We start from the raw sequence: 20,760 nt of genomic DNA, 5'->3' as shown, positions 1-20,760 counted from the left end.
AGTGTTTGGGGGCGAAAGGAGGTGTCCGCTGTCCCAGGACTGCGGACGCCTGCAGCCAGAAGAGAACGGGCACGTCAAGGCGCTTCACGCCGCCGACCATAGGTTGTCATTCAGGGCTTCCAGTACCTGATCCAGGTTGCCGCCCAGGTTGCGATCCAGCGCCTTGAGGCCGCCATCGTTACGGAATGCATCGTTGACCTGCTGCGGGTCGATGACCACTTCATGCACCAGTTGCTTGGCCAGGCGATCCAGCCATTTGCGCTGTACGGGCGTCCAGGGCTGCAGCGCGTAGATTTTCTGCATAGCCATGGTCACGCGTTGGTCAAAGGGCAACAGGGCTTCGCCGATGGCGGCTTGGCGGATATAGCCAATGATGCTGGCGGCGATTTCCTGGTTGGTCTGATTGCGCCAGGCGCTTTTCAGGCTGGCTTCGCTGAAACCGTGCTGGTCGAGTAGTAGGCGGACTTCGCGCAGTTGCTCGCGGGTCAGATCCTTGGGGCGGTTGACCACAACGCCAAGGGCCGCTGACTGGTTGAGTTGGCTGCGAATAAAGTCGTTGAAGCTCTCCAGGTAATCAGCCGGCTTCTGGTTGTATCCGTAGTTCTGCTCGCGTACCAGCAGTTCGTCGCTGTGGGTGGAGATAACCGGGTAGTTCTCCGAACCGAGCAGGGCACTGACGGAGGCGAGCTGGTTGAGCAGTTGGCTGTGTTGGCGGACAAAGTTGGCGGCTTGCTGCGGTCCAAGGTCGTGCAGGTGTTTATGTAACTGGGCCGGTTCAACGCCCCACACTTCTTTCAGCTCATCGAGCTTTTTCTTGAGCGTGGGTTTGTCCTGGGCCTTGTGCTGAGCCTTGCGCAGGATACGCATGACACGTTGGCTCAGTTGGTTGAGCACGTCATGGGCGTGGCTGCTGTCGTCGTGGCTACCGGGTGCGTCATGGCTGACTCCGCTGGTGAGTTCGCTGACCAGTTGTTCCAGGCTGATGTTGGGGTTCTTCACCAGGGGCTTCATGGTGTCGACCGCTTCCAGGCTGGCGTAGAGATCGACGGGGTCGTAGATGCGGAATACGGTTTTGCCAATGTCGTCGCAGCGGCGGGTGGCGCGGCCTTTCATCTGCTCGTAGAGGATGCGCGAGCGCACTCGGCGCATAAACACCAGGTTGCAGATTTTCGGTACGTCGATACCTGTGGTGAGCAGGTCGACGGTGATGGCGATATTGGGGGTGGGCTCGTTCTTGTAGCGGCGAATCAGTTGCTCAACCTTGTCACTCTGACCGGTGATGATGCGCACGGCAGCTTCGTTGTATTGCTCGCTGTAGGCCTGTTTGAATGCATCGTCGAGCAGGTTTTTGACCCGTTCGGCGTGGGCCTGGTTGACGCAGAAGATCATGGTCTTCTCTTCGCCAAAGGGGTCCAGCTCCTTGGCCAGCTCATCGCAGATGACTTTGTCGAAGGCCGGGGTGATCACGCGGCGGTTGAACGATTCGATGTTGAAGGTGAGCTCGTCTTCCAGCTCGGCTACGTCGACTTCGCCGGTTTGGGTGTTGATGACGCTGACCGACTCGCCTTTCTCGAAGCGGATGCCGTGCTTGCTGAGCTGGGTTTCGTAGCGGATCGGCGGCTCGTGATCCACCAGCCAGTCGTCCGCTACGGCCTCGCGGTAGCTATAGGTGAATACCGGTTTGCCGAAGATTTCGCTGGTGTGCTTGGCCGGGGTGGCTGTCAGACCGATGCGGCAGGCATCGAAGTGGTCGAGAACGCGGCGGTATTGCGAGAGGTACTGACTGTGATCGCGCACGGCCAACTCGCCTTCGGTCATCTCCTGATCAAGGGTGTAACCCCGGTGGGCTTCGTCCACGATGACGCAGTCGAATTCGCCCACGGGCGGCGGGTTGTCCGAGCGGAAAATGCGGCTGACCATAGCCTGCACGGTGGCCACTTGAATGCGGGTTTCCGCTTCGGCAGCCATGTCACCCAGCTCTTTGATGTCGTAGATCTGTGCCAGGGTGTGGTTTTGCTCAAGCGTTGTGTCGTTGAACGAGTCGATGGCCTGCTGGCCGAGGGCGCTGCGATCAACCAGAAAGAGAATGCGCTTGAAGCGCTCGGCTTTCAGGAACCGGTACATCAGGCCAATGATGGTGCGGGTTTTACCGGTGCCGGTGGCCATGGCCAGCAGGCAGTCACGCTGATTGTTGGCTAGGGCCTGCTCTACGGCCTGGATGGCTTTCTCTTGGTAGTCGCGCAGCTTGAGGTAGGAGAAGCCTTCGGCCTTGAGCTTGGCCTCGGCCTCTGTCTGGCTGCGTTTGAGCAAATCAAGCAGATCATTCGGCGTGTGGAAGTCTGGCAGTGGCCGGCGAGTGTTGGCTGGGCTGCGTAGGTCACGGAACCAAGTACCTGACTGTTCGGCGAGCTGTTTGATATAGGGGCGGCCGTTGCAGGCGAAGGCAAAGGGCACGCGGAAGTGACTACCCTGGCCGTCGCTCCAAGGCTGTGTTTGGCCGGCCTGTAGCCAGGGCTGCTGATGCTCGGCGGCGAGGTTGAACTCGCGGGCATAGCGCTCGGCCTGGGGGATGCGGTCGGCGATGTTGATGCGCTTGCGCTTGGCCTCAACGATGGCGATTGGTGTGAGGCCAGCGAATAGTACGTAGTCGGCGCAAGCCTTGGCGCTGCTGGTGGGCCATTCGGCGATGGCTTTGTTCTTACCCTTCTCGGGGCGTGCGCCTTTGCTGTAAGTGAGGTCGAGAGAGTCGGCTTCCCAGCCGGCGTCGATCAACTGCTGGTCGATCAATATGCGGGTGAGGTCTTCATTCAGATCAAAGCTGCTGGTCGCTTGCATGGTGCAGTGCATGACCTGCTGCGCAGCTTGCGGCTGAGTCAACAACTGGATCTGCAGGGCTTTGATGCGTTGCTCGTGTTCACTGCGTAGCTCGCGCAGGGCGGCTTCATGTTCAGCCGCCAGTTGCTTATGGCTGCGCGATTCGGCGTCCATTTGTTCGGCGAGTACGGCGTATTCCTCGGCTTCACGCTTATGCAGCTCTGCCAGCTGTTGGTTGCTTTCCAACTGCTGTGTGGATTCGTCCAATTGCGCCTTGAGTTGTTCGATCTGGCTCTGAAGGTCGCGTAGCGGAGCGCTGGGGTCGCTCGGGGTGACGAAGGGGCCGGGTTTGAAGGTGCGGGCGTTCTTGCTGAAGGACTGGTGATACCAGATGGCCAGAGCGCGGGCGACCTTTAGCCCATCCATGGCCTCGCGGTGCCGGGTACGGAATTCGTGGGTGGCCTTGTTGCCTTCGACGCGCAGAGTACGGAAAAGGCTGCAGATGTTCTGATCCAGCTGGATTTCGCGGCTGAGTTTGTAGAGTAGATCGGCCTGCGTGGTGTTGGCGTCGAACTCGATACCGGCACGGCTAGCCAGATCTTGGGCCAATGCTTCTCCCAACTGGCGCAGCTTGATTAGTGTGGTGTTGGGATCGGCGGCGAATACTTGTTCAGCGGTGCTGGCTAGTTGCAGGAATAGCGGGTCGTGTTCCTGAAGAAAAGCGAAGTTACTACTGGCTTCCATGGTCGATCCTTTGAACCCATTCACCTAGCTGCGCCAAATTGGGATCCACTGCGCAACATTTCAGGAAGCTTACTCAAGGCGGAGGGGCAAGGGGAGCAAAAACTTAGCGGCTAATTTTAAGCTTCCTGTTTTCTCCCTTTCTGTTGTTTGAGCTTTGTGAAGGTCTGCCGACCGGTTTTGCGTGCTAGGGCCTCCTGGTTTCTGTCTACCGTTTTTACGATGGTGGCTATTTTCCAGGCTCATAAAAAGGCAACGCTGTACCGGCATTGGACTGAATTTTTCTATCGGACTGTTATTGCTGCAGAAACGCAAAAGCCGCGCAATGCGCGGCTTTTTGTTTGGTGGGCCCACACGGACTCGAACCGTGGACCAAAGGATTATGAGTCCTCTGCTCTAACCGACTGAGCTATAGGCCCTCAGAAGGCGGGCGGATTATACCGGCGCCTTGTCGGGGGCGCCAACCGTTTGACTGGGGCTGAGGAATTGTCGGGCGAAGACGTCGGCGGGGACGGGGCGGCTGACGATGTAGCCCTGAATCTGTTCGCAGCCTTCGGCGCGCAGGAAGGCTTCCTGGGCGGGGGTTTCGACGCCTTCGGCGATGACGGTGAGCTGCATGCTGTGGCCGAGGGCGATGATGGCGCGGGCGATGGCGGCGTCTTCCTGTTCGTGGGGGAGGCCGCGGACGAAGGATTTGTCGATCTTGATGATGTCGAGCGGGAGCCGCTTGAGGTAGCTGAGGGAGGAGTAGCCGGTGCCGAAGTCGTCGATGGCCAGTTGCAGGCCGAGGTCCTTGAGGGCGTGGAGGACGGCGAGGGCTTCTTCGGCCTGGCTCATGATGAAGGTTTCGGTGATTTCCAGTTGCAGGCGTTCGGCGGGGACGCCGGCGCTCCTGAGTTGCTGGTCGATGCGCTGGACGATGCCGGGCTGGCGCAGTTGGGCGCCGGCGAGGTTGACGGAAAGGGGGCCGAAGGGGGCGTGCTGGTCCTGCCATTCACGCATCTGGCGGCAGGCTTCGCTGATGACCCAGTCGCCGAGGGTGAGGATGAAGCCGTTCTCTTCGGCGAGGGGGATGAAGCGTTCGGGGGAGATGTCGCCGAAGAGGGGGTGCTGCCAGCGCAGGAGGGCTTCGGCGCCGATCAGGCGGCCGCTGCGCAGGCAGAGCTTGGGTTGGTAGTAGAGGCAGAGTTCGTGGCGTTCGAGGGCGCGGCGCAGTTCGTTTTCCAGGGCCATGCGTTCGGTGGCCTGGAAGGTGAGGTCGCGGGTGTAGAGCTCGACGCGGTTCCGGCCTTTGGATTTGGCCTGGTACATGGCGGCGTCGGCGTTCTTGACGAGGGTGGCGGTGTCGCTGCCGTGTTCGGGGAAGCGGCTGATGCCGATGCTGGCGCTGATGAAGAATTCGTGGTCCTGGGTCTCGAAGGGGGCGTTGAAGCAGGCGAGCAGGCGTTCGGCCAGTTGCTGGGCCTCTTCGGGGTGGCGCAGGTGCGGCAGGAGGATGATGAATTCGTCGCCGCCGAGGCGGGCGACGGTGTCGTTGCGGCCGAGCTGGTTGCCGAGGCGGGTGGCGATGCTCTTGAGGAGGACGTCACCGATGGGGTGGCCGAGGCTGTCGTTGATGTGCTTGAAGCGGTCGAGGTCGAGGAACAGGACGGCGCCTTCATGGCCTTCGCGTTCGCAGGCGGCGAGTGCCTGGCGCAGGCGGCTTTCGAAGAGGACGCGGTTGGGCAGGCCGGTGAGAGGGTCGTGGTGGGCCTGGTAGTCGAGCCGGGCCTGGGCCTGTTTGAGCGGTGAGATGTCGGCGAAGACGCCGACGAAGTGGGTGATCTGGCCTTCGGGGTTGCGGACGGCGTTGATGGTGAGCCATTCGGGGAAGGTTTCGCCGTCCTTGCGGCGGTTCCAGATTTCACCTTGCCAGTGGCCTTCGCGGTTGAGCTGGTCCCACATGTCGACGTAGAAGCCGCGTTCGTGGTGGTTGGAGGCGAGCAGGCGGGGTGTCTGGCCGAGGGCTTCGTGTTCTTCGTAGCCGGTGATGGTGGTGAAGGCGCGGTTGACGGCGAGGATGCGTTGCTGGGTGTCGGTGATCATGACGCCTTCGGCGGTGCTTTCGAAGACGGTGGCGGCCTGGAGGAGTTCTTCCTGCATCTTCTGCCGGTCGGTGACGTCGCGGGCGATGGTGAGGATGCAGGCTTCGCCGCCGACGGGCAGGGGCTGGGCGGAGAGTTCGCAGATGCGCAGGCTGCCGTCCTTGCTGCGGATGGGGGCGGTGTAGTGGCGCAGGCCGCCTTCTTCGCGGATGGCTTTGACCATGTGGTCGCGGTCGGCGGGGTTGACCCAGATGCCGAGGTCGAGGGTGGTGCGGTGGTCGGCTTCGCCGAGTTCGTAGCCGGTGATGCGGGTGAAGCCTTCGTTGGCTTCGATGAGGCAGCCGTCGGCGAGGCGGGTGATGAGGAGGCCGTCGGGCGAGGCGTGGAAGGCGCGGGCGAATTTCTCTTCGGAGAGGCGCAGGCGCTGCTGGGTTTCCTGCAGGACGGTGATGTCGCGCACGACGATGATGAGGGCGGGGACGCCTTCGACGTCGGTGGGCTGGGCGGAGAGGAGGCCGGTGAAGCCTCGGCCGTCGCTGCGGCGGAAGGCCATTTCGAGGTTGTGCAGGCTTTCGTGCTGGATGCGCTGGAGCAGGCCGGCGGCGAGGCTAGGGTCGGCCCAGAGGCCGAGTTCGGTGGCGGTGCGTCCGATGGCCTGTGCGGCACTGAGCCCGGTCTGTTGCTCGAAGGTCTGGTTGACGTCGAGCAGGCGGCCGTCGCTGCGGCGGGCGAGGGCGATGACGTCGGGGCAGTGGTGGAAGACGGTGGCGAACTTCTGTTCGGAGAGGCGCAGGGCGTCTTCGGTGTGCTTGGCTTCGGTGATGTCGATCATGAGGCCGCGGATGACGGGGACGTGGCCGTGGTGGATGAGGGTGACGATGTCGCGGATCCAGAGGATGCGGCCGTCGGCGGCGAGCATGCGGTAGTCGAAGCTGTGGTCGCGGCCGGCCTGGGTCTCTTGCTGGCAGTAGCAGAAGGCGCGTTCGGCGTCTTCGGGGTGGAGGGTGCGTTGCCAGAAGCCGGGCTGTTTCCATTCGTCGAGGGGGTAGCCGAGCAGGCGTTCGGCGTGGGGGGAGACGTAGGTGAAGCAGTAGTCGTCGAGGTTCATCTCCCAGGCGATGGCGTTGAGGCTTTCGACGAGGCCGCGGTAGTGCTGTTCGCTGTTGCGGAGTTCTTCTTCGAGCAGGGCGCGGCGGTTCATTTCGCCCCGCAGGCGGCGGTTGATGCGCAGGACGAGTACGAGGACGAGCAGGGCGCCGAGCAGGGCGGGGATGACGTAGATGAGCTGGTCGGTCCAGACCGGGCGGCGGTCGATGACGCCGCCGACCCAGCGGTCCTGGATGGCATTCACCTGTTCGGCGGTGAGTTCGGCGAAGACTTTGTCGAGGATGCCGATGAGGATCGGTTCGCTCTTGGGGGTGGCCATCGCCAGTTGGTAGCGGTAGGGCGTTTCGCCGCTGATGAAGAGGCCGTCGAGCTTGAGCTGGCGGAGGCTCCAGACGCTGGAGGCGAGGTCGCCGACGAAGGCGTCGGCCTGGCCGGTGGCGAGAACCTGGAGGGCGGCGGCGACGGTGGGCGCGGTGAGCAGGTTGAGGTCGGGGTTGTGGGTGTGGAGCAGTTCGTGGGGTGCGTAGCTGTCGACGACGACGACCCTGAGGCCGTACAGGTCCTTGAGGGTCTTGGGTCGGGGGCCGTCCTCGCGGGCGAGGATGACAATGGGGAAGTCGAGGTAGGGGCGGGTGAAGCTGAGGTAGTCCTGGCGCTCGGGCGTGGACATGATGCCGGGCAGCAGGTCGATTTCGTTGCGTTTGGCGCGTTTGAGCACTTCACCCCAGCTGCCGGGGTCGATGGGCTCGAGGCGGATGTTGAGGCGGTCTTCGATCAGTCGGGCGTAGTCGGCGGCCAGGCCTTGGTAGCGGCCCTGGGTGTCGCGGAATTCGAAGGGGGGCCAGGCGGCATCGGTGCCAAGGCGCAGGGTGGGATGGGCCTGGAGCCAGTCCTGTTCTGCCTGCGTGAGGGTCAGGGCTCCGGATGTGGGAATCCAGAACGCCAGGCACAGCAGGAGAATGGCAGACAGACGCGCCATGAGGGTCCCGTTCCAAGTTGGATACAGGCGTGAGTGTAGTCGGGGGAAATGGGGCTTTGGTAGCGAAAAGAAAGACCCCCGGGCGGGCCGGGGGTCTTGTCTTTTACTCGTCGAGGAAGGAGCGCAGATGCTCGCTTCGCGACGGGTGGCGCAGCTTGCGCAGTGCCTTGGCTTCGATCTGGCGGATACGTTCGCGGGTGACGTCGAACTGCTTGCCCACTTCCTCGAGGGTGTGGTCGGTGTTCATGTCGATACCGAAACGCATGCGCAGGACCTTGGCTTCACGGGCAGTGAGGCCGGCGAGGACTTCGCGAGTGGCTTCCTTGAGGCTTTCGACCGTGGCGACGTCGATCGGGGACTGCATGGTGCTGTCCTCGATGAAGTCACCCAGGTGCGAATCTTCGTCGTCACCAATCGGGGTTTCCATGGAGATCGGCTCTTTGGCGATCTTCAGGACCTTGCGGATCTTGTCCTCGGGCATCTCCATGCGCTCGCCGAGTTCTTCCGGGGTGGGCTCGCGGCCCATTTCCTGGAGCATCTGGCGGGAGATGCGGTTGAGCTTGTTGATGGTCTCGATCATGTGCACCGGGATACGGATGGTGCGGGCCTGGTCGGCGATCGAGCGGGTGATCGCCTGGCGGATCCACCAGGTGGCGTAAGTCGAGAACTTGTAGCCGCGGCGGTATTCGAACTTGTCCACGGCCTTCATCAGGCCGATGTTGCCTTCCTGGATCAGGTCGAGGAACTGCAGGCCACGGTTGGTGTACTTCTTGGCGATGGAGATCACGAGACGCAGGTTGGCCTCGACCATCTCTTTCTTGGCACGGCGGGCCTTGGCTTCGCCGATGGACATGCGGCGGTTGACGTCCTTGATCTCGGCGACCTTGAGGTCGACTTCCTTTTCGAGATCCACCAGCTTCTGCTGGTTGCGCTTGATGTCGTCCAGCAGCTTGCCGATGGCTTCGGCGTACTTGGCCTTGCCCTTGGCGATGTCTTCGGCCCAGGTCAGGTCGACTTCGTTGCCGGGGAACAGGCGCAGGAAGTCGGCGCGCGGCATGCGGGCGTCACGGACGCACAGTTGCATGATGGCGCGTTCCTGTCCACGGACGCGGTCCAGGGCGCCACGGACGCGCTCGACCAGGGCGTCGAACTGCTTGGGCACGAGCTTGATCGGCATGAACAGTTCGGCGAGGGCTTGCAGCTCCTCGGTGGCCTGCTTGCTGTCGCGGCCGTGCTTTTTGAGGGCCTTGCGGGCCTTCTCGAGCTGGTCGGATACCGCGGTGAAGCGGCGCAGGGCTTCTTCCGGGTCCGGACCGCCGTCACCTTCTTCCTCGGTGTCGTCGGATTCGCTTTCTTCGTCTTCTTCGTCTTCATCCTTGGCTTTGGCGGCGCTGTCGTTTTTCAGTTCGACAGGCTCGACTTCCTCGGCCGGCAGGCTGCCGTCGTCGGGGTCGATGTAGCCACTGAGGACGTCGGAGAGGCGGCCACCTTCGGTGGTGACGCGCTGGTATTCGGCGAGGATGCTGTCCACGGCGCCCGGGAAGTGGGCGATGGCGCTCATCACTTCGCGGATGCCTTCCTCGATGCGCTTGGCGATTTCGATCTCGCCTTCGCGGGTGAGCAACTCGACCGTGCCCATTTCGCGCATGTACATGCGGACCGGGTCGGTGGTGCGGCCGATGTCGGTCTCCACCGCGGCGAGAGCGGCTGCGGCTTCTTCCGCTGCGGCTTCGTCGGTGTCGGCCTCGGCCAGCAACAGGGCGTCCGCATCCGGAGCACTCTCGAATACGTTGATCCCCATGTCGTTGATCATGCGGATGATGTCTTCCACCTGTTCCGGATCGGAAATATCCTCCGGCAGGTGGTCGTTGACCTCCGCGTAAGTCAGGTAACCCTGCTCACGACCGCGGGCGATCAACTCTTTGAGGCGAGACTGCTGTTGCGCTTTTCCGGACATAACACCCTATCCACTGAAGGTCTTGGCGGGCTAAAAACAAGCCGAGGATTATACCAGAACCGGGGCCTCACGCGCCAGTTGGGCGGGAGGGGGCTGAGGATGGACTACGGCTGAGAAGGTCGCGCAGCTGGTCTTTCTCTTCTGCGCTGAGTTCGCTTTGCTTGGCTTTGCGTAGCAGTTGTTCAAGGCTGCGCTCGCGTTGGCGGGCCGACAACCTAGTTATAGTGTCGAAAAACTGTTGTTCAAGGTTGTCGCTGGAAATCAGCCATTCCTTTTCCGCCAGTGCCTGCAGCAGGCGCCCCTGCTCGGTGCCGTGCCAGCGGGCGATCAACTGCAGTGAACGCAACTGGGGATTTTTCTGTACGGCCTCCAGCAGCGACACCATGAGCTGGGCATAGCTGTCGTCTTCTGCGGCGAAGTGGCTGGCATTCTCGACTTTCTGCGCGAGTTGCGGGTGGTGCAGCAGCGTGCGCAGTGCGGTCAGCGTGGGGGATTCGACATGCACTTCGGTGCGTGGGGGGCGACGCGGTTCGCCCTTGCGATCCCACTTGCGGCCATCCTTCTTCCAGCCGTCCTTTTTCCACTCGCGCTTCGGTTGGGCGACGGGTGGTTCGTAGCTCATCTCCCGCATGGAGTCGCCGTGCGCGTCGTAGGCGGGGGCGGCCTCGTAGGCGTAATCCTCCGTGTACGGCATGTGTTCGCTGACGGGGGCTGCCTGCGCCATCTGGCCGATGGCGTCGCCGCTGAGGCCGGTGATCTCGGCCAGTCGCTGGCGCATCAGGGCGCGCAGGTTGGCGCCGGGCACTTTGTCGATCAGTGGTGAGGCGAGCGTCACCAGGTGTGCCTTGCCTTCCAGGGAGCGCGGGTCGGCTTCTTCCTGCAGTTGGTGGAAGAAGTAGTCCGCCAGCGAATGGGCGTGCTGGGTGATGCGCGCGCGGAAGGCGTCGGTGCCTTCGGCGCGGACCAGGCTGTCCGGATCCTCGCCTTCCGGAAGGAACAGGAAGCGTGCGCGGCGCCCGTCTTCGAGGCTCGGCAGGGTGGCTTCCAGGGCGCGCCAGGCAGCCTTGCGTCCGGCCTGGTCGCCATCGAAGCAGAACAGGATGCTGGGTACGAGGCGGAACAGGCGGCGGACGTGCTCTTCGCTGGTGGACGTGCCAAGGGTGGCCACGGCGTTGCGCAGGCCCTGCTGGGCGAGGGCGATCACGTCCATGTAGCCCTCGACGACCATGATCTCGTCGAGGTTGCGATTGCTCTTGCGTGCTTCGTAGAGCCCGTAGAGCTCCTGTCCCTTGTGGAAGACGGGGGTTTCCGGCGAGTTGAGGTACTTGGGCTTGTCATCCCCCAGTACGCGGCCGCCGAAGGCGATGATGCGCCCGCGGCTGTCGCGGATGGGGAACATGACCCGGTCGCGGAAGCGGTCGTAGCGCTTGCCGGTCTCGCTGTTCTCGATCAGCAGGCCGGCGTCGATCATGTGCTTCTGCTGCAGGGCGTCGGCGCCCATGTGCTTGAGCAGGTTGTCCCAGCCGGGCGGAGCGAAGCCCAGGCCGAAGTCGCGGGCGATCTCGCCGGAGAGGCCGCGTCCCTTCAGGTACTCGACGGCCGCCTTGCGGGTCGGATGGCTTTTCAGGGCGCTCCGGTAGTAGTCGGAGGCCGCGCTGAGCAGGGCGTACAGCGGGGAATCGGTCGGCTGGCGCGGGCGATTGCTGCGGCCGCCTTCCTCGCGCGGGACTTCCATGCCGGCCTTACGGGCCAGTTCTTCGACAGCCTGGGGGAAGTCCAGGTTGTCGTGGTCCATGATGAAACCCAGCGCGTTGCCGCCGGCGCCGCAGCCGAAGCAGTAGTAGAACTGCTTGTCGGGGCTGACGCTGAAGGAGGGGCTCTTCTCGTTATGGAACGGGCAGAGGGCGCTGTAGTTCTTCCCGGCCTTTTTCAGCTGGATGCGCGATGCCACCACCTCGACGATGTCGGTGCGGTTCAGCAGGTCATCGATGAATCCTTGCGGGATCAGGCCGGCCATAGGGTGCTCAGGAGACGAAAAGGCTCAAAGCATAGGCCCTTGTCGCAATCGCGGGGACGTCGGGTGGACCCGGGCTGTAAAAACGAAAACTCCGATCTTCGCGATACGAAGCGGAGTGGATTGCGGTGCCCCATTAATGCACTCGCCCGGCCGAGGCCGGGCGATGCTTGAGCGTGCGGCGAAGCCTGTTAACTCAGTACAGGCGCTCGCGGCGACGCTGTTCGCGCTGCACTTTCTTGGCGTGGCGCTTAACGGCGGCAGCGGCTTTGCGCTTACGCTCGGCGGTGGGCTTCTCGTAGAACTCACGGCTGCGGACTTCGGCCAGTACACCGGCTTTCTCGCAGGAGCGCTTGAAGCGACGCAGGGCTACGTCGAAGGGTTCGTTCTCTTTAACTTTGACGGCTGGCATCCAGGTCGTACCTTCACTAATTACCGGGGGTGAACGTGCTCCTGGCTTAGAGTGCGGGAGAACGTCGGTTTTCAAGGGTTGCGGATATTAACCCCTTGCCCCCTGGAATGCAAAGCCTTCAGTCGAAAAGCGCTGGTCGGGGAGGGGGGCGGCGATTATGATGCGCGCCTTCTTCATTGGCTAGTCCTTCAAGGTTCGATCCTCATGCTGGTGCTGGGTCTGGAGACCTCTTGCGACGAGACCGGCGTCGCCCTTTACGACAGTGAGCAGGGCCTGTTGGCCGATGCGCTGTTCAGTCAGATCGATCTCCATCGCGTCTACGGTGGCGTGGTGCCGGAGCTCGCCTCCCGCGACCACGTGAAGCGCATGCTGCCGCTGATTCGCGAGGTGCTGGCAGCGGCCGGCCGCAGTCCACAGGACATCGATGGCATTGCCTATACCTCCGGCCCCGGCCTGGTGGGCGCCCTGCTGGTTGGCGCGTCCTGCGCCCAGGCCCTGGCGTTTGCCTGGGGTGTGCCGGCGTTGGGCGTCCATCATATGGAAGGGCATCTGCTGGCTCCGATGCTGGAGGAGCAGCCCCCGGTCTTTCCTTTTATTGCGTTGCTGGTTTCCGGTGGGCACACCCAGCTGGTGCGGGTGGATGGCATTGGCCGCTACCAGGTGCTCGGCGAGTCGGTGGACGACGCAGCCGGCGAGGCGTTCGACAAGACCGCCAAGCTCATCGGCCTGGGCTACCCGGGTGGCCCCGAGATCGCCCGGCTAGCGCAGTCCGGCACCCCGGGGCGATTCACCTTCCCCCGACCGATGACCGATCGCCCCGGGCTGGACTTCAGCTTCAGCGGTCTCAAGACCTTCGCCCTGAACACCTGGCAGCAGTGCCGCGACGCGGGCGATGCCGGCGAGCAGACGCGCTGCGACATCGCCCTGGCCTTCCAGCAGGCGGTGGTCGAGACGCTGGTGATCAAGTGCAAGCGTGCGCTCAAGCAGACCGGCCTCAAGCGCCTGGTCATCGCCGGTGGCGTCAGCGCCAACCAGTCCCTGCGCGAGTCCCTCGGGGCGATGCTGGGTGAGCTGGGCGGCGAGGTGTTCTATGCCCGCCCGCGCTTCTGCACCGACAACGGCGCGATGATCGCCTACGCCGGTTGCCAGCGGCTGCTGGCCGGCCAGAAGGATGGCCCGGCCATCGGTGTACAGGCGCGTTGGCCGATGGAGAGCCTGCCGGCCATCTGAGGCTGGAGTGCCCGGAGTCTTCCGGGCATCCACTCCGATTTTCAGAAATGTCGTTCGCGTCCTGCGAAAAGGTCGCGTAGATTCCCCCGGTGCCGCCAGACGATGAGCCCGCACAGCGCGGACATCGGCAGCAGGGCCGCCGGCTGTTGCCAGGCCAGCAAGGGCAGGGTCAGCGGCGTCGCGATGAGCGAGGCGAGCGAGCTGGTGCGGGTCAGGTAGAAGGTGAGCACCCACGCCGACAGTGCCAGCAGCGCTGCCGGTGGGTAGAGCCCCAGGAGCATGCCGGCGGCAGTGGCGACGCCTTTGCCGCCACGAAAGTTGAAGTACAGCGGGTAGAGATGCCCGAGCACGGCAGCCAGGCCGACCCAGGCCTGCTCCTGCAGGTCGAGACCAATCAGGCGGGCGACCAGCACGGGCAGCAGCCCTTTGAGCAGGTCGCCCAGCAGGGTGAGGATGGCGAGGCGCTTGCCGGCCACCCGCAGCATGTTGGTGGCCCCGGGATTGCCCGAACCTTCGGCGCGCGGGTCGGCAGTGCCGAACACGCGACTGAGCAGGATGGCGAAGGACAGCGAGCCGAGCAGGTAGGCGAGGATCGCCAGCAGCCAGAACATTGGTATCCATTCCAGGGCGAGGAAGCCCTGATTCTAGCGGGGCAACACTGACGTGGACACGGTTTTCATCGAGGGCTTGGAAGTCGATACCGTTATCGGTGCGTACGACTGGGAGCGCAGTATCCGACAGTGCCTGCGTCTGGACCTCAGCATGGCCTGGGACAACCGGCCGGCTGCGGAAGGCGACGACCTGAGCAAGGCGCTCGATTACGCTGCCGTGTCCCAGCGCATCCAGGCCTTTGCCAGCGAGGCGACCTTCGAGTTGGTGGAAACCTTCGCCGAGCGCCTGGTGGCGCTGCTGATGAGCGAGTTCGGCATCCCGTGGATCCGCCTGCGGCTGCACAAGCCCGGCGCGGTGTCCGCTGCCAGCAGCGTCGGCGTGGAGATCGAACGCGGATGCCGCTGACCACGATCTACCTGGGCCTGGGCAGCAACATCGATCGGGAGCGCCATCTCGTGGCGGGACTCGAAGCCCTCTCCAGTTTCCTGCAGGACATGCGCTGCTCGCCGGTTTTCGAGAGCTTGCCGGTGGGGATTCGTAGCGGGAATTTCTTCAATCTGGTGGTCGAGGCCCGTACCGATCTGCCGTTGCATGACCTGGATCGCCGGCTCAAGGAGATCGAGGCGGACAACGGCCGCTACGCGCCCGATCGCAAGGGGCTGCCCCTGGACATCGACGTGCTGCTCTACGGCGATCTGGTGGGTGACTTCGAGGGCCTGGTGCTGCCGCGTGCGGAAGTCCTGAAGAATGCCTTCGTGCTCTGGCCCCTGGCGCTGCTGGCGCCGGATCTGCAACACCCCGGCGCGCAGCGCCCGTTCGCCGACCTCTGGCTGGAGGCGTCCATCGACCAGGCGCTGTGGCCGGCCGCCTTCCGTTGGCGAGGCCTGGCGTTGACGCCGGGCGAGCTCCTCCAGGCCTACCCGGCGCCCGCCTGATCCTCAGTCCGCGACGACAATGATCACCACCCGGCGGTTTTCCTTGCGGCCCGCCGAAGTCGCGTTGTCGGCAATGGGGCGGGTCTGCCCCATGCCGCGCAGCTGGATGGCCTGCTTCTGCATGCCGTTTTCCTCCATCACCGCTCCTACGCTGCCGGCCCGGCGCTCCGAGAGTTGCCGGTTGTAGTCCGGCGCGCCGTAGTTGTCGGTGTGGCCTTCGAGGATCACGCCGGTGATACCCACCTTCAGCAGGGAGTGGGTGATGTCCGCGATGGTCTGGCGGCTGGCGTCGGAGATGCGCTCCGAGTTGTTGTCGAACAGCACCTTGCCGGAGAGGCCGAAGGCCCAGCCCTCATCCGTCAGCTTGAAGCCCTTGGCCTTGAGCATGGCCACCTGTTCTTCGCTCAGGCCTGGCTTGGGCGGTGCACTCTGGCACCCGGTTATCCACAGGAAGGCGATCAGCAGCCAGGTCAGGTGGAGGCTCGGGTGGATTTTCATGGTGGTTCTCCTGAACAACGGGGGTAAAAGACAGCGTTAACGCAGGGAGGCGGCCTGCCGACCGCTCTGGTTCCTCTTGGCCCTGTACATGGCGGTATCGGCTTGCTGGAGCAGTTCGTCGAGCGAACTGGCGTCCTGGGGATAGATGGCGATGCCGATGCTGAGCGAGGCGACGATCTCGCTGCTGCCTGTCAGGGGGATGGGGGGCAGCATGCTGGCGAGGATCTTGTCGGCGATGCGCTGGGCGTCCTCGAGGTCATGCAGTGGCGACAGCAGCACGGCGAACTCGTCCCCGCCCAGGCGGGCCACGAGGTCCTCCTCGCGCAATTGGCTGCGCAGTCGTTCGGCGATGCTGATCAGGACCTGGTCGCCAGCCCCGTGGCCCAGCTCGTCGTTGATGGCCTTGAAGCGGTTGCAGTCGAGGAACAGGAGGGCGAAGCGCCCGCCAGTCAGCTTGGCTTGCCGCACGGCGCGGGTCAGCGCCGGTTCGAACTGGCTGCGGTTCGGCAGGCCGGTCAGGGGATCGTGGCTGGCCTGGTGGGCCAGCGAGGCGTTCTCCCGCTGCAGCTGGTTCTGCCAGGCTTCGATCTCATCCAGCAGCTGGTTGAAGTCCTCTCCCAGCTCGTGCAGTTCGACGATGGGGGACGAGGGCACCCGGCGGGCGAAGGTGCGCTCCCGGGCAATGGTGCGGGCCACGGCCGAGAAGGCCCGCAGCGGTGCCATCAGCTCGCGCTGGGTGCGGCGCGAGTAGAGGTTGGCGACCAGGCTGCCGATGGCGAGGCAGAGCAGGAGCGCCAGCGCGCCATTCTGCAGGAAGCGGCTCAGGTTGCTGCCCTGGCTGCTCAGTTGCAGCTCGCCAACGGTGCGCCCCTGGTACTGGATGGGGTAGCGCAAGGGCTGGCTGAGCAGCAGGTCGGCCAGGCCGCGTTCAAGCGCGCTCCAGCCATGGGTGGCGGGGCGTTGCCAGTCCACCAGGAGGGATCGCTGGCTGTCCAGTACGCGCACTTCGGCCAGGTCCTCGGGGGCGGCGATCAGTTCAAGGCTTTCCTGCACGGCGGCTGCATCACGGAAGACCACGGCGGCTTCGAGGGTGTAGCCCAGGGAGCGGGCGAGCAGGTGCAACTGGTACTCGGCGTAGTTGCGCAGTGCGAGCACGCCCAGCAGGGTCAGCGTGAGTGCGGTGAGGCTCATGGCCAGCAGGATGCCGCGCAGTTGCGTCCGCCACAGCAGGCGGCTGAGGGTGTAGGCATGAGGGCGGGTGACCTGGCGTCGACGGTTCATGGCTGAGCCCTGTTGCGACGCCCCAGTTGCAGGACCTGGGGATGGATGCGCAGACCGCTGCGGGCGACGGCATCCAGATTAACGGCGAAGCTGACGCGGGTATTCTCGATATCCAGGCAGAACAGGCTGCCATCACTGCAGGCATCGGCGCTTTCGCTGATGGTCAGCACGGGGTTGTCGGCCAGGCGACCCAGCAACCGCTGGCGTGACCCGGGGTCGAGGATGCCGATGTAGAGGGCATCACACGTGGTTTCCAGGTCTGGAGAGTCCTGGAGCAGGCGTCGACTGGAAACGGGAATCTCGTAGTCGCGGCTCACGCCGGCAAGCAGGCGGTCCGCGTATTGGGTCGGGCCGGTGATGCACAGGGCGATCCGGTCCTTGGGCTGCGGCCAGCGGCTGTAGGCCAGGATGCCTTCTACCGCCTGGCGTACTCGCTCACCACGGATCTCGGCCGGATTCGGTGTCGGCTCCTGGGCCGTTGCGCTGAGCGCCAGCAGCCCCAACAGCAGGCCCAGCTGCCAGGGATGAAGGTTCCACGAGAGCACCTGCAGCCTCCTGGGCTCTCGCTGCGCGCGAGAGTGTTCGCCAAAAAAACGGCGCCAACATCCATTTGATAAATCAAAAGTCTAGATGGGCCAAATATTTGGCAGCCTACCAAGGACAGGCAGGTGTGGCTACTGGCTAGCAGCGGGCTGATGGGCCGAGCGGTAGGCGGCGAGTGCGGCGATCCGTTCCCGCGAGAGCGCTTCGCCGAGGGCTGCGCCGCTGAGTCCCTTGGCCATCAGCTCCTTCACGCCGACTGCACGGGCCGCCGTCGCGGCACCACGCAGGTAGGCGGCCTGGGGATAGTCCCGGTCTTCCAGGCCGGTACGACCCCGGGCGTCCATCTCGCAGGCGGCGATGAATTCATCGAAGCGCTGCGGGCGGCGATAGACGTCGAAGGCCTGCATCAGGGTGGCCAGGGTACCGGGACGCAGCTCCAGGGCGCGGTGAGCATGGGTGTGGTACTCGCACACCAGCAGCGCGAGTTCCTGGCAGTCGCGCGGTGCCTTGCAGCGCTCGTTCACCGTCTTGATCGGCGCCAGGCCCCGTTGTTCGTGCTGGAGGTGGCGGGGCCACTCTTCCTGCGGGGTCAGGCCCTTGCCGAGGTCGTGCAGCAGACAGGCCCAGCGCACGGTGAGGGGCTGCTGGTGCTCGGCGCATTGGCGCAGGACTGCGAGGACGTGCAGGCCGGTGTCGACTTCGGGGTGGTGGGCAGGTGGCTGGGGCACGCCGAACAGGGCATCCAGTTCCGGCATCCAGGCCTTCAGGGCGCCGCAGGCGTGCAGGACCTCGATGAACACATCGGGCCGGGGCTCCATCAGGGCGCGTGAGACTTCCTTCCAGGTGCGTTCGGCTGTCAGCGCATCCAGTTCGCCGGATGCGGCGATCTCGCCCATGAGCCCGAGGGTTTCCTCGGCGACGCGGAAGCCCATTGGGGCGTAGCGGGCGGCGAAGCGGGCGACCCGCAGGACGCGCAGCGGGTCTTCGGCGAAGGCCGGGGAGACGTGGCGGAGGATGCGTTGCTCCAGGTCGCGCTGGCCACCGTAGGGGTCGACCAGGCGGCCGTCGGCGTCTTCGGCGATGGCGTTGACGGTGAGGTCGCGGCGGATCAGATCGTCTTCGAGGGTTACGGCGGGGCTGGCGTAGAAGGTGAAGCCGCCATAGCCACGCCCGCTCTTGCGCTCGGTGCGGGCCAGGGCGTACTCATCGCCGGTGTCGGGGTGGAGGAACACCGGGAAGTCGGCGCCCACCGGTTTGTAGCCAAGCGCCAGCATCTGTTCGGCACTTGCGCCCACCACTACCCAGTCGTTTTCGGTGACCGGTCTGCCCAACAGACGGTCACGTACGGCGCCGCCCACCTTGTATATCTGCATGCTCATTTCCTCCGAGGCTGCGGAGGATAGCAGCCTGGCCGGCCGTGGCGACCGGTATCTGCCGGACCAGTGCCTCGACGGCGGTCTGCAGCAGTTCGGCACTGTCCCAGGCGGGGCTGATGCCGGTGCTGGCGGTGCCTTCCCAGAGCACCTGGCCTGTCAGGTCGGTAATGCGCAGGCGCAGGGTGCCGGTGGCGTCGCGCAGACGGTGGATGGCCTGGTAGCCGCCGAGCGGAGTGGGCGGTGCCTCGTCGACGCGGAATTCCAGCGGCGCATCCTGCAGGGCCAGCCAGTAGTAGACGCGCAGCTCCGGCTGCTGGCTTTCGTGGTAGCCGCGCTCAGCTAGTTGCTGGCGCAGCAGCGGGGCGAGCTGCCGGTAGTGGGCGCGGTAGGGGGCTTCGCCCTGCACGGCCTGCTCGGGAGCGATGAGTTCGAAGCTGGCGTGGCCCACCAGCGAAGGGTTGGCCGGATGGGTGACATGGATGCCGGGGATGTGGCTGGAGCAGGTGGCCAGTGCCAGGCACAGCAGCAGGACGAGGAACAGGCGCATCGACGCTCTCCATGGGCGATGGACCGCATGCTCGGGCGCACCCGGGCAGGCGGTCAACCGATCAAATGGGCGGGATGACCAGATCCAGGCGCGGGTACTCGCCGTCCTCGCCCCGTTCACCCTTTGGGGGCATGTGGAAGGTCCCCGTGATGTTGTCGCCGTTGAGTGTTTCCAGGTGGATGTCGAACCCCCACAGGCGGTGCAAGTGGCGCATCACCTCTTCGGTGGATTCGCCGAGCGGTTTTCGGTCGTGCTGCTGGTGGCGCAGCGTGAGCGAGCGGTCACCCCGGCGGTCGACGTTCCAGATCTGCACGTTGGGCTCGCGGTTGCCGAGGTTGTACTGGGCAGCGAGGGTTTCGCGGATGATCCGGTAGCCGGGTTCGTCGTGGATGGCCGGGACCAGCAGTTCGTCCTTCTGGTCGTCGTCGAGGATGCTGAACAGCTTGAAGTCGCGGATCACCTTGGGCGAGAGGAACTGCAGGATGAAGCTCTCGTCCTTGAAGCTCTTCATGGCGAACTTGATGGTGGAGAGCCAGTCGCTGCCGGCGATGTCGGGGAACCAGCGCTTGTCCTCTTCGGTGGGCTCCTCGCAGATGCGGCGGATGTCGCGGTACATGGCGAAGCCCAGGGCGTAGGGGTTGATGCCGCTGTAGTAGGGGCTGTCGAAGCTGGGCTGGTAGACCACGCTGGTGTGGGACTGGAGGAACTCCATCATGAAACCGTCGGTGACCAGGCCTTCGTCGTACAGATCGTTCATCAGGGTGTAATGCCAGAAGGTGGCCCAGCCTTCGTTCATCACCTGGGTCTGGCGCTGTGGGTAGAAGTACTGGGCGATCTTGCGCACGATGCGCACGATCTCGCGCTGCCAGGGCTCCAGCAGCGGGGCGTGCTTCTCGATGAAGTAGAGGATGTTCTCCTGGGGTTCGGCCGGGAAGCGGCCCTTGTCCTTGTCGTCGGACTTGCCATGGCCCTTGGGAATGGTGCGCCAGAGGTCGTTGATCTGACGTTGCAGGTGCTCTTCGCGCTCCTTCTGCCGGCGCCGCTCTTCTTCGGCGGAGATGGGGTAGGGGCGCTTGTAGCGGTCCACGCCGTAGTTCATCAGGGCGTGGCAGGAGTCCAGCAGGTTCTCCACGGCATCGATGCCGTGCCGTTCTTCGCACTGGTTGATGTACTGCTTGGCGAACACCAGGTAGTCGATGATCGAGCTGGCGTCGGTCCAGGTGCGGAACAGGTAGTTGCCCTTGAAGAAGCTGTTGTGCCCGTAGCAGGCGTGGGCGATCACCAACGCCTGCATGGTGATGGTGTTCTCCTCCATCAGGTAGGCGATGCAGGGGTCGGAGTTGATCACGATCTCGTAGGCGAGGCCCATCTGGCCGCGGCTGTACGACTTCTCGGTGCTGAGGAAGTGCTTGCCGTAGGACCAGTGGTGATAACCCAGTGGCATGCCCACGGAGGCGTAGGCATCCATCATCTGTTCGGCGGTGATGATCTCGATCTGGTTGGGGTAGGTGTCGAGTGCATAGCGTTCGGCCAGGCGGCCGATCTCGCGGTCATAGGCTCGGATGAGGTCGAAGGTCCACTCCGATCCCGTGGAGATCGGCTGCCTTTTCTTCTCTTTCGCGGTCATGGC

At 64.2% G+C, this 20,760-nt stretch carries 15 protein-coding genes and 1 tRNA gene; 3 read left to right on the top strand and 13 right to left on the bottom strand.

Annotated elements, in window-relative coordinates; translation table 11 throughout:
* Window positions 1-84 precede the first annotated feature (84 nt).
* The 6 genes from hsdR to rpsU form a co-directional block, all read right to left on the bottom strand.
* Entirely contained in the window at window positions 85-3,558 is a 3,474-nt protein-coding gene (gene hsdR, locus RTK35_RS25655) for a type I restriction-modification system endonuclease (protein ID WP_316909300.1), read from the bottom strand.
* Between the two features lie 339 nt (window positions 3,559-3,897).
* Window positions 3,898-3,974 (bottom strand) — tRNA-Ile (locus RTK35_RS25650).
* A 16-nt stretch (window positions 3,975-3,990) separates the two neighbouring features.
* Window positions 3,991-7,725: a bifunctional diguanylate cyclase/phosphodiesterase gene (locus RTK35_RS25645; protein WP_316909299.1), complete on the bottom strand. Its 3,735-nt coding sequence runs from the start codon at window positions 7,723-7,725 to the stop codon at window positions 3,991-3,993.
* Window positions 7,726-7,828: 103 nt separating this feature from the next.
* The gene (rpoD, locus tag RTK35_RS25640) at window positions 7,829-9,682 is read right to left on the bottom strand and encodes an RNA polymerase sigma factor RpoD (protein ID WP_208275118.1); all 1,854 of its coding nucleotides are present in this window, start codon (window positions 9,680-9,682) and stop codon (window positions 7,829-7,831) included.
* 67 nt (window positions 9,683-9,749) lie between these two features.
* Window positions 9,750-11,699, bottom strand: a complete 1,950-nt coding sequence (gene dnaG / locus RTK35_RS25635) for a DNA primase (protein ID WP_316909298.1) — start codon at window positions 11,697-11,699, stop codon at window positions 9,750-9,752.
* Window positions 11,700-11,892: 193 nt separating this feature from the next.
* Window positions 11,893-12,108, bottom strand: a complete 216-nt coding sequence (gene rpsU, locus RTK35_RS25630) for a 30S ribosomal protein S21 (RefSeq protein WP_003085057.1) — start codon at window positions 12,106-12,108, stop codon at window positions 11,893-11,895.
* Window positions 12,109-12,312: 204 nt separating this feature from the next.
* Between rpsU and tsaD the strand changes: the two genes are divergently transcribed.
* Window positions 12,313-13,338 (top strand): tRNA (adenosine(37)-N6)-threonylcarbamoyltransferase complex transferase subunit TsaD, encoded by a 1,026-nt coding sequence (gene tsaD, locus RTK35_RS25625; RefSeq protein WP_074967460.1) that lies wholly within the window; start codon window positions 12,313-12,315, stop codon window positions 13,336-13,338.
* Window positions 13,339-13,379: 41 nt separating this feature from the next.
* Here tsaD and plsY read toward each other — a convergent pair whose 3' ends face one another.
* Window positions 13,380-13,949, bottom strand: coding sequence for a glycerol-3-phosphate 1-O-acyltransferase PlsY (gene plsY / locus RTK35_RS25620; protein ID WP_044405658.1), 570 nt, complete (start codon window positions 13,947-13,949; stop codon window positions 13,380-13,382).
* A gap of 52 nt (window positions 13,950-14,001) precedes the next feature.
* Here plsY and folB point away from each other — a divergent pair, with 52 nt between their 5' ends.
* Window positions 14,002-14,355, top strand: a complete 354-nt coding sequence (gene folB / locus RTK35_RS25615) for a dihydroneopterin aldolase (protein ID WP_044405660.1) — start codon at window positions 14,002-14,004, stop codon at window positions 14,353-14,355.
* Complete coding sequence (folK, locus tag RTK35_RS25610; RefSeq protein WP_236214603.1) at window positions 14,346-14,885, top strand: 2-amino-4-hydroxy-6-hydroxymethyldihydropteridine diphosphokinase; 540 nt, start codon at window positions 14,346-14,348, stop codon at window positions 14,883-14,885. The genes folB and folK overlap by 10 nt, the downstream gene beginning before the upstream one ends.
* A gap of 3 nt (window positions 14,886-14,888) precedes the next feature.
* Here the strand turns inward: folK and RTK35_RS25605 are convergent, their stop codons facing one another.
* The 6 genes from RTK35_RS25605 to RTK35_RS25580 all read right to left on the bottom strand — a co-directional run bounded on the left by RTK35_RS25605 (window position 14,889) and on the right by RTK35_RS25580 (window position 20,757).
* Window positions 14,889-15,383, bottom strand: coding sequence for an OmpA family protein (locus tag RTK35_RS25605; RefSeq protein ID WP_107329510.1), 495 nt, complete (start codon window positions 15,381-15,383; stop codon window positions 14,889-14,891).
* Window positions 15,384-15,419: 36 nt separating this feature from the next.
* On the bottom strand, window positions 15,420-16,664 hold the full coding sequence (locus RTK35_RS25600) for a diguanylate cyclase domain-containing protein (RefSeq protein ID WP_074967468.1): 1,245 nt from the start codon (window positions 16,662-16,664) through the stop codon (window positions 15,420-15,422).
* The gene (locus RTK35_RS25595) at window positions 16,661-17,209 is read right to left on the bottom strand and encodes a YfiR family protein (protein ID WP_244165660.1); all 549 of its coding nucleotides are present in this window, start codon (window positions 17,207-17,209) and stop codon (window positions 16,661-16,663) included. The genes RTK35_RS25600 and RTK35_RS25595 overlap by 4 nt, the downstream gene beginning before the upstream one ends.
* Window positions 17,210-17,338: 129 nt before the next feature.
* Window positions 17,339-18,580, bottom strand: coding sequence for a multifunctional CCA addition/repair protein (locus tag RTK35_RS25590; RefSeq protein ID WP_316909297.1), 1,242 nt, complete (start codon window positions 18,578-18,580; stop codon window positions 17,339-17,341).
* Window positions 18,546-19,130: a DUF4136 domain-containing protein gene (locus tag RTK35_RS25585; RefSeq protein WP_316909296.1), complete on the bottom strand. Its 585-nt coding sequence runs from the start codon at window positions 19,128-19,130 to the stop codon at window positions 18,546-18,548. The genes RTK35_RS25590 and RTK35_RS25585 overlap by 35 nt, the downstream gene beginning before the upstream one ends.
* A gap of 61 nt (window positions 19,131-19,191) precedes the next feature.
* The gene (locus tag RTK35_RS25580; RefSeq protein WP_044405670.1) at window positions 19,192-20,757 is read right to left on the bottom strand and encodes a SpoVR family protein; all 1,566 of its coding nucleotides are present in this window, start codon (window positions 20,755-20,757) and stop codon (window positions 19,192-19,194) included.
* Window positions 20,758-20,760: the final 3 nt, after the last annotated feature.

The sequence above is a fragment of the Pseudomonas sp. zfem003 genome, assembly GCF_032621675.1.
Lineage (GTDB): Bacteria > Pseudomonadota > Gammaproteobacteria > Pseudomonadales > Pseudomonadaceae > Metapseudomonas > Metapseudomonas otitidis.
Note: the sequence above shows the minus strand (reverse complement) of the source record. Positions and strands in the feature narration are given on the sequence as shown.

Excerpts from the sequence above, each read along its gene's own strand:
- dnaG (WP_316909298.1), bottom strand. The coding sequence starts at position 11,699 with ATGGCCGGCCTGATCCCGCAAGGATTCATCGATGACCTGCTGAACCGC.
- RTK35_RS25585 (WP_316909296.1), bottom strand. The coding sequence starts at position 19,130 with ATGCGCCTGTTCCTCGTCCTGCTGCTGTGCCTGGCACTGGCCACCTGC.
- plsY (WP_044405658.1), bottom strand. The coding sequence starts at position 13,949 with ATGTTCTGGCTGCTGGCGATCCTCGCCTACCTGCTCGGCTCGCTGTCC.
- RTK35_RS25590 (WP_316909297.1), bottom strand. The coding sequence starts at position 18,580 with ATGCAGATATACAAGGTGGGCGGCGCCGTACGTGACCGTCTGTTGGGC.
- RTK35_RS25605 (WP_107329510.1), bottom strand. The coding sequence starts at position 15,383 with ATGAAAATCCACCCGAGCCTCCACCTGACCTGGCTGCTGATCGCCTTC.
- tsaD (WP_074967460.1), top strand. The coding sequence starts at position 12,313 with ATGCTGGTGCTGGGTCTGGAGACCTCTTGCGACGAGACCGGCGTCGCC.
- folK (WP_236214603.1), top strand. The coding sequence starts at position 14,346 with ATGCCGCTGACCACGATCTACCTGGGCCTGGGCAGCAACATCGATCGG.
- RTK35_RS25645 (WP_316909299.1), bottom strand. The coding sequence starts at position 7,725 with ATGGCGCGTCTGTCTGCCATTCTCCTGCTGTGCCTGGCGTTCTGGATT.
- rpsU (WP_003085057.1), bottom strand. The coding sequence starts at position 12,108 with ATGCCAGCCGTCAAAGTTAAAGAGAACGAACCCTTCGACGTAGCCCTG.
- RTK35_RS25600 (WP_074967468.1), bottom strand. The coding sequence starts at position 16,664 with ATGAACCGTCGACGCCAGGTCACCCGCCCTCATGCCTACACCCTCAGC.
- RTK35_RS25580 (WP_044405670.1), bottom strand. The coding sequence starts at position 20,757 with ATGACCGCGAAAGAGAAGAAAAGGCAGCCGATCTCCACGGGATCGGAG.
- rpoD (WP_208275118.1), bottom strand. The coding sequence starts at position 9,682 with ATGTCCGGAAAAGCGCAACAGCAGTCTCGCCTCAAAGAGTTGATCGCC.
- hsdR (WP_316909300.1), bottom strand. The coding sequence starts at position 3,558 with ATGGAAGCCAGTAGTAACTTCGCTTTTCTTCAGGAACACGACCCGCTA.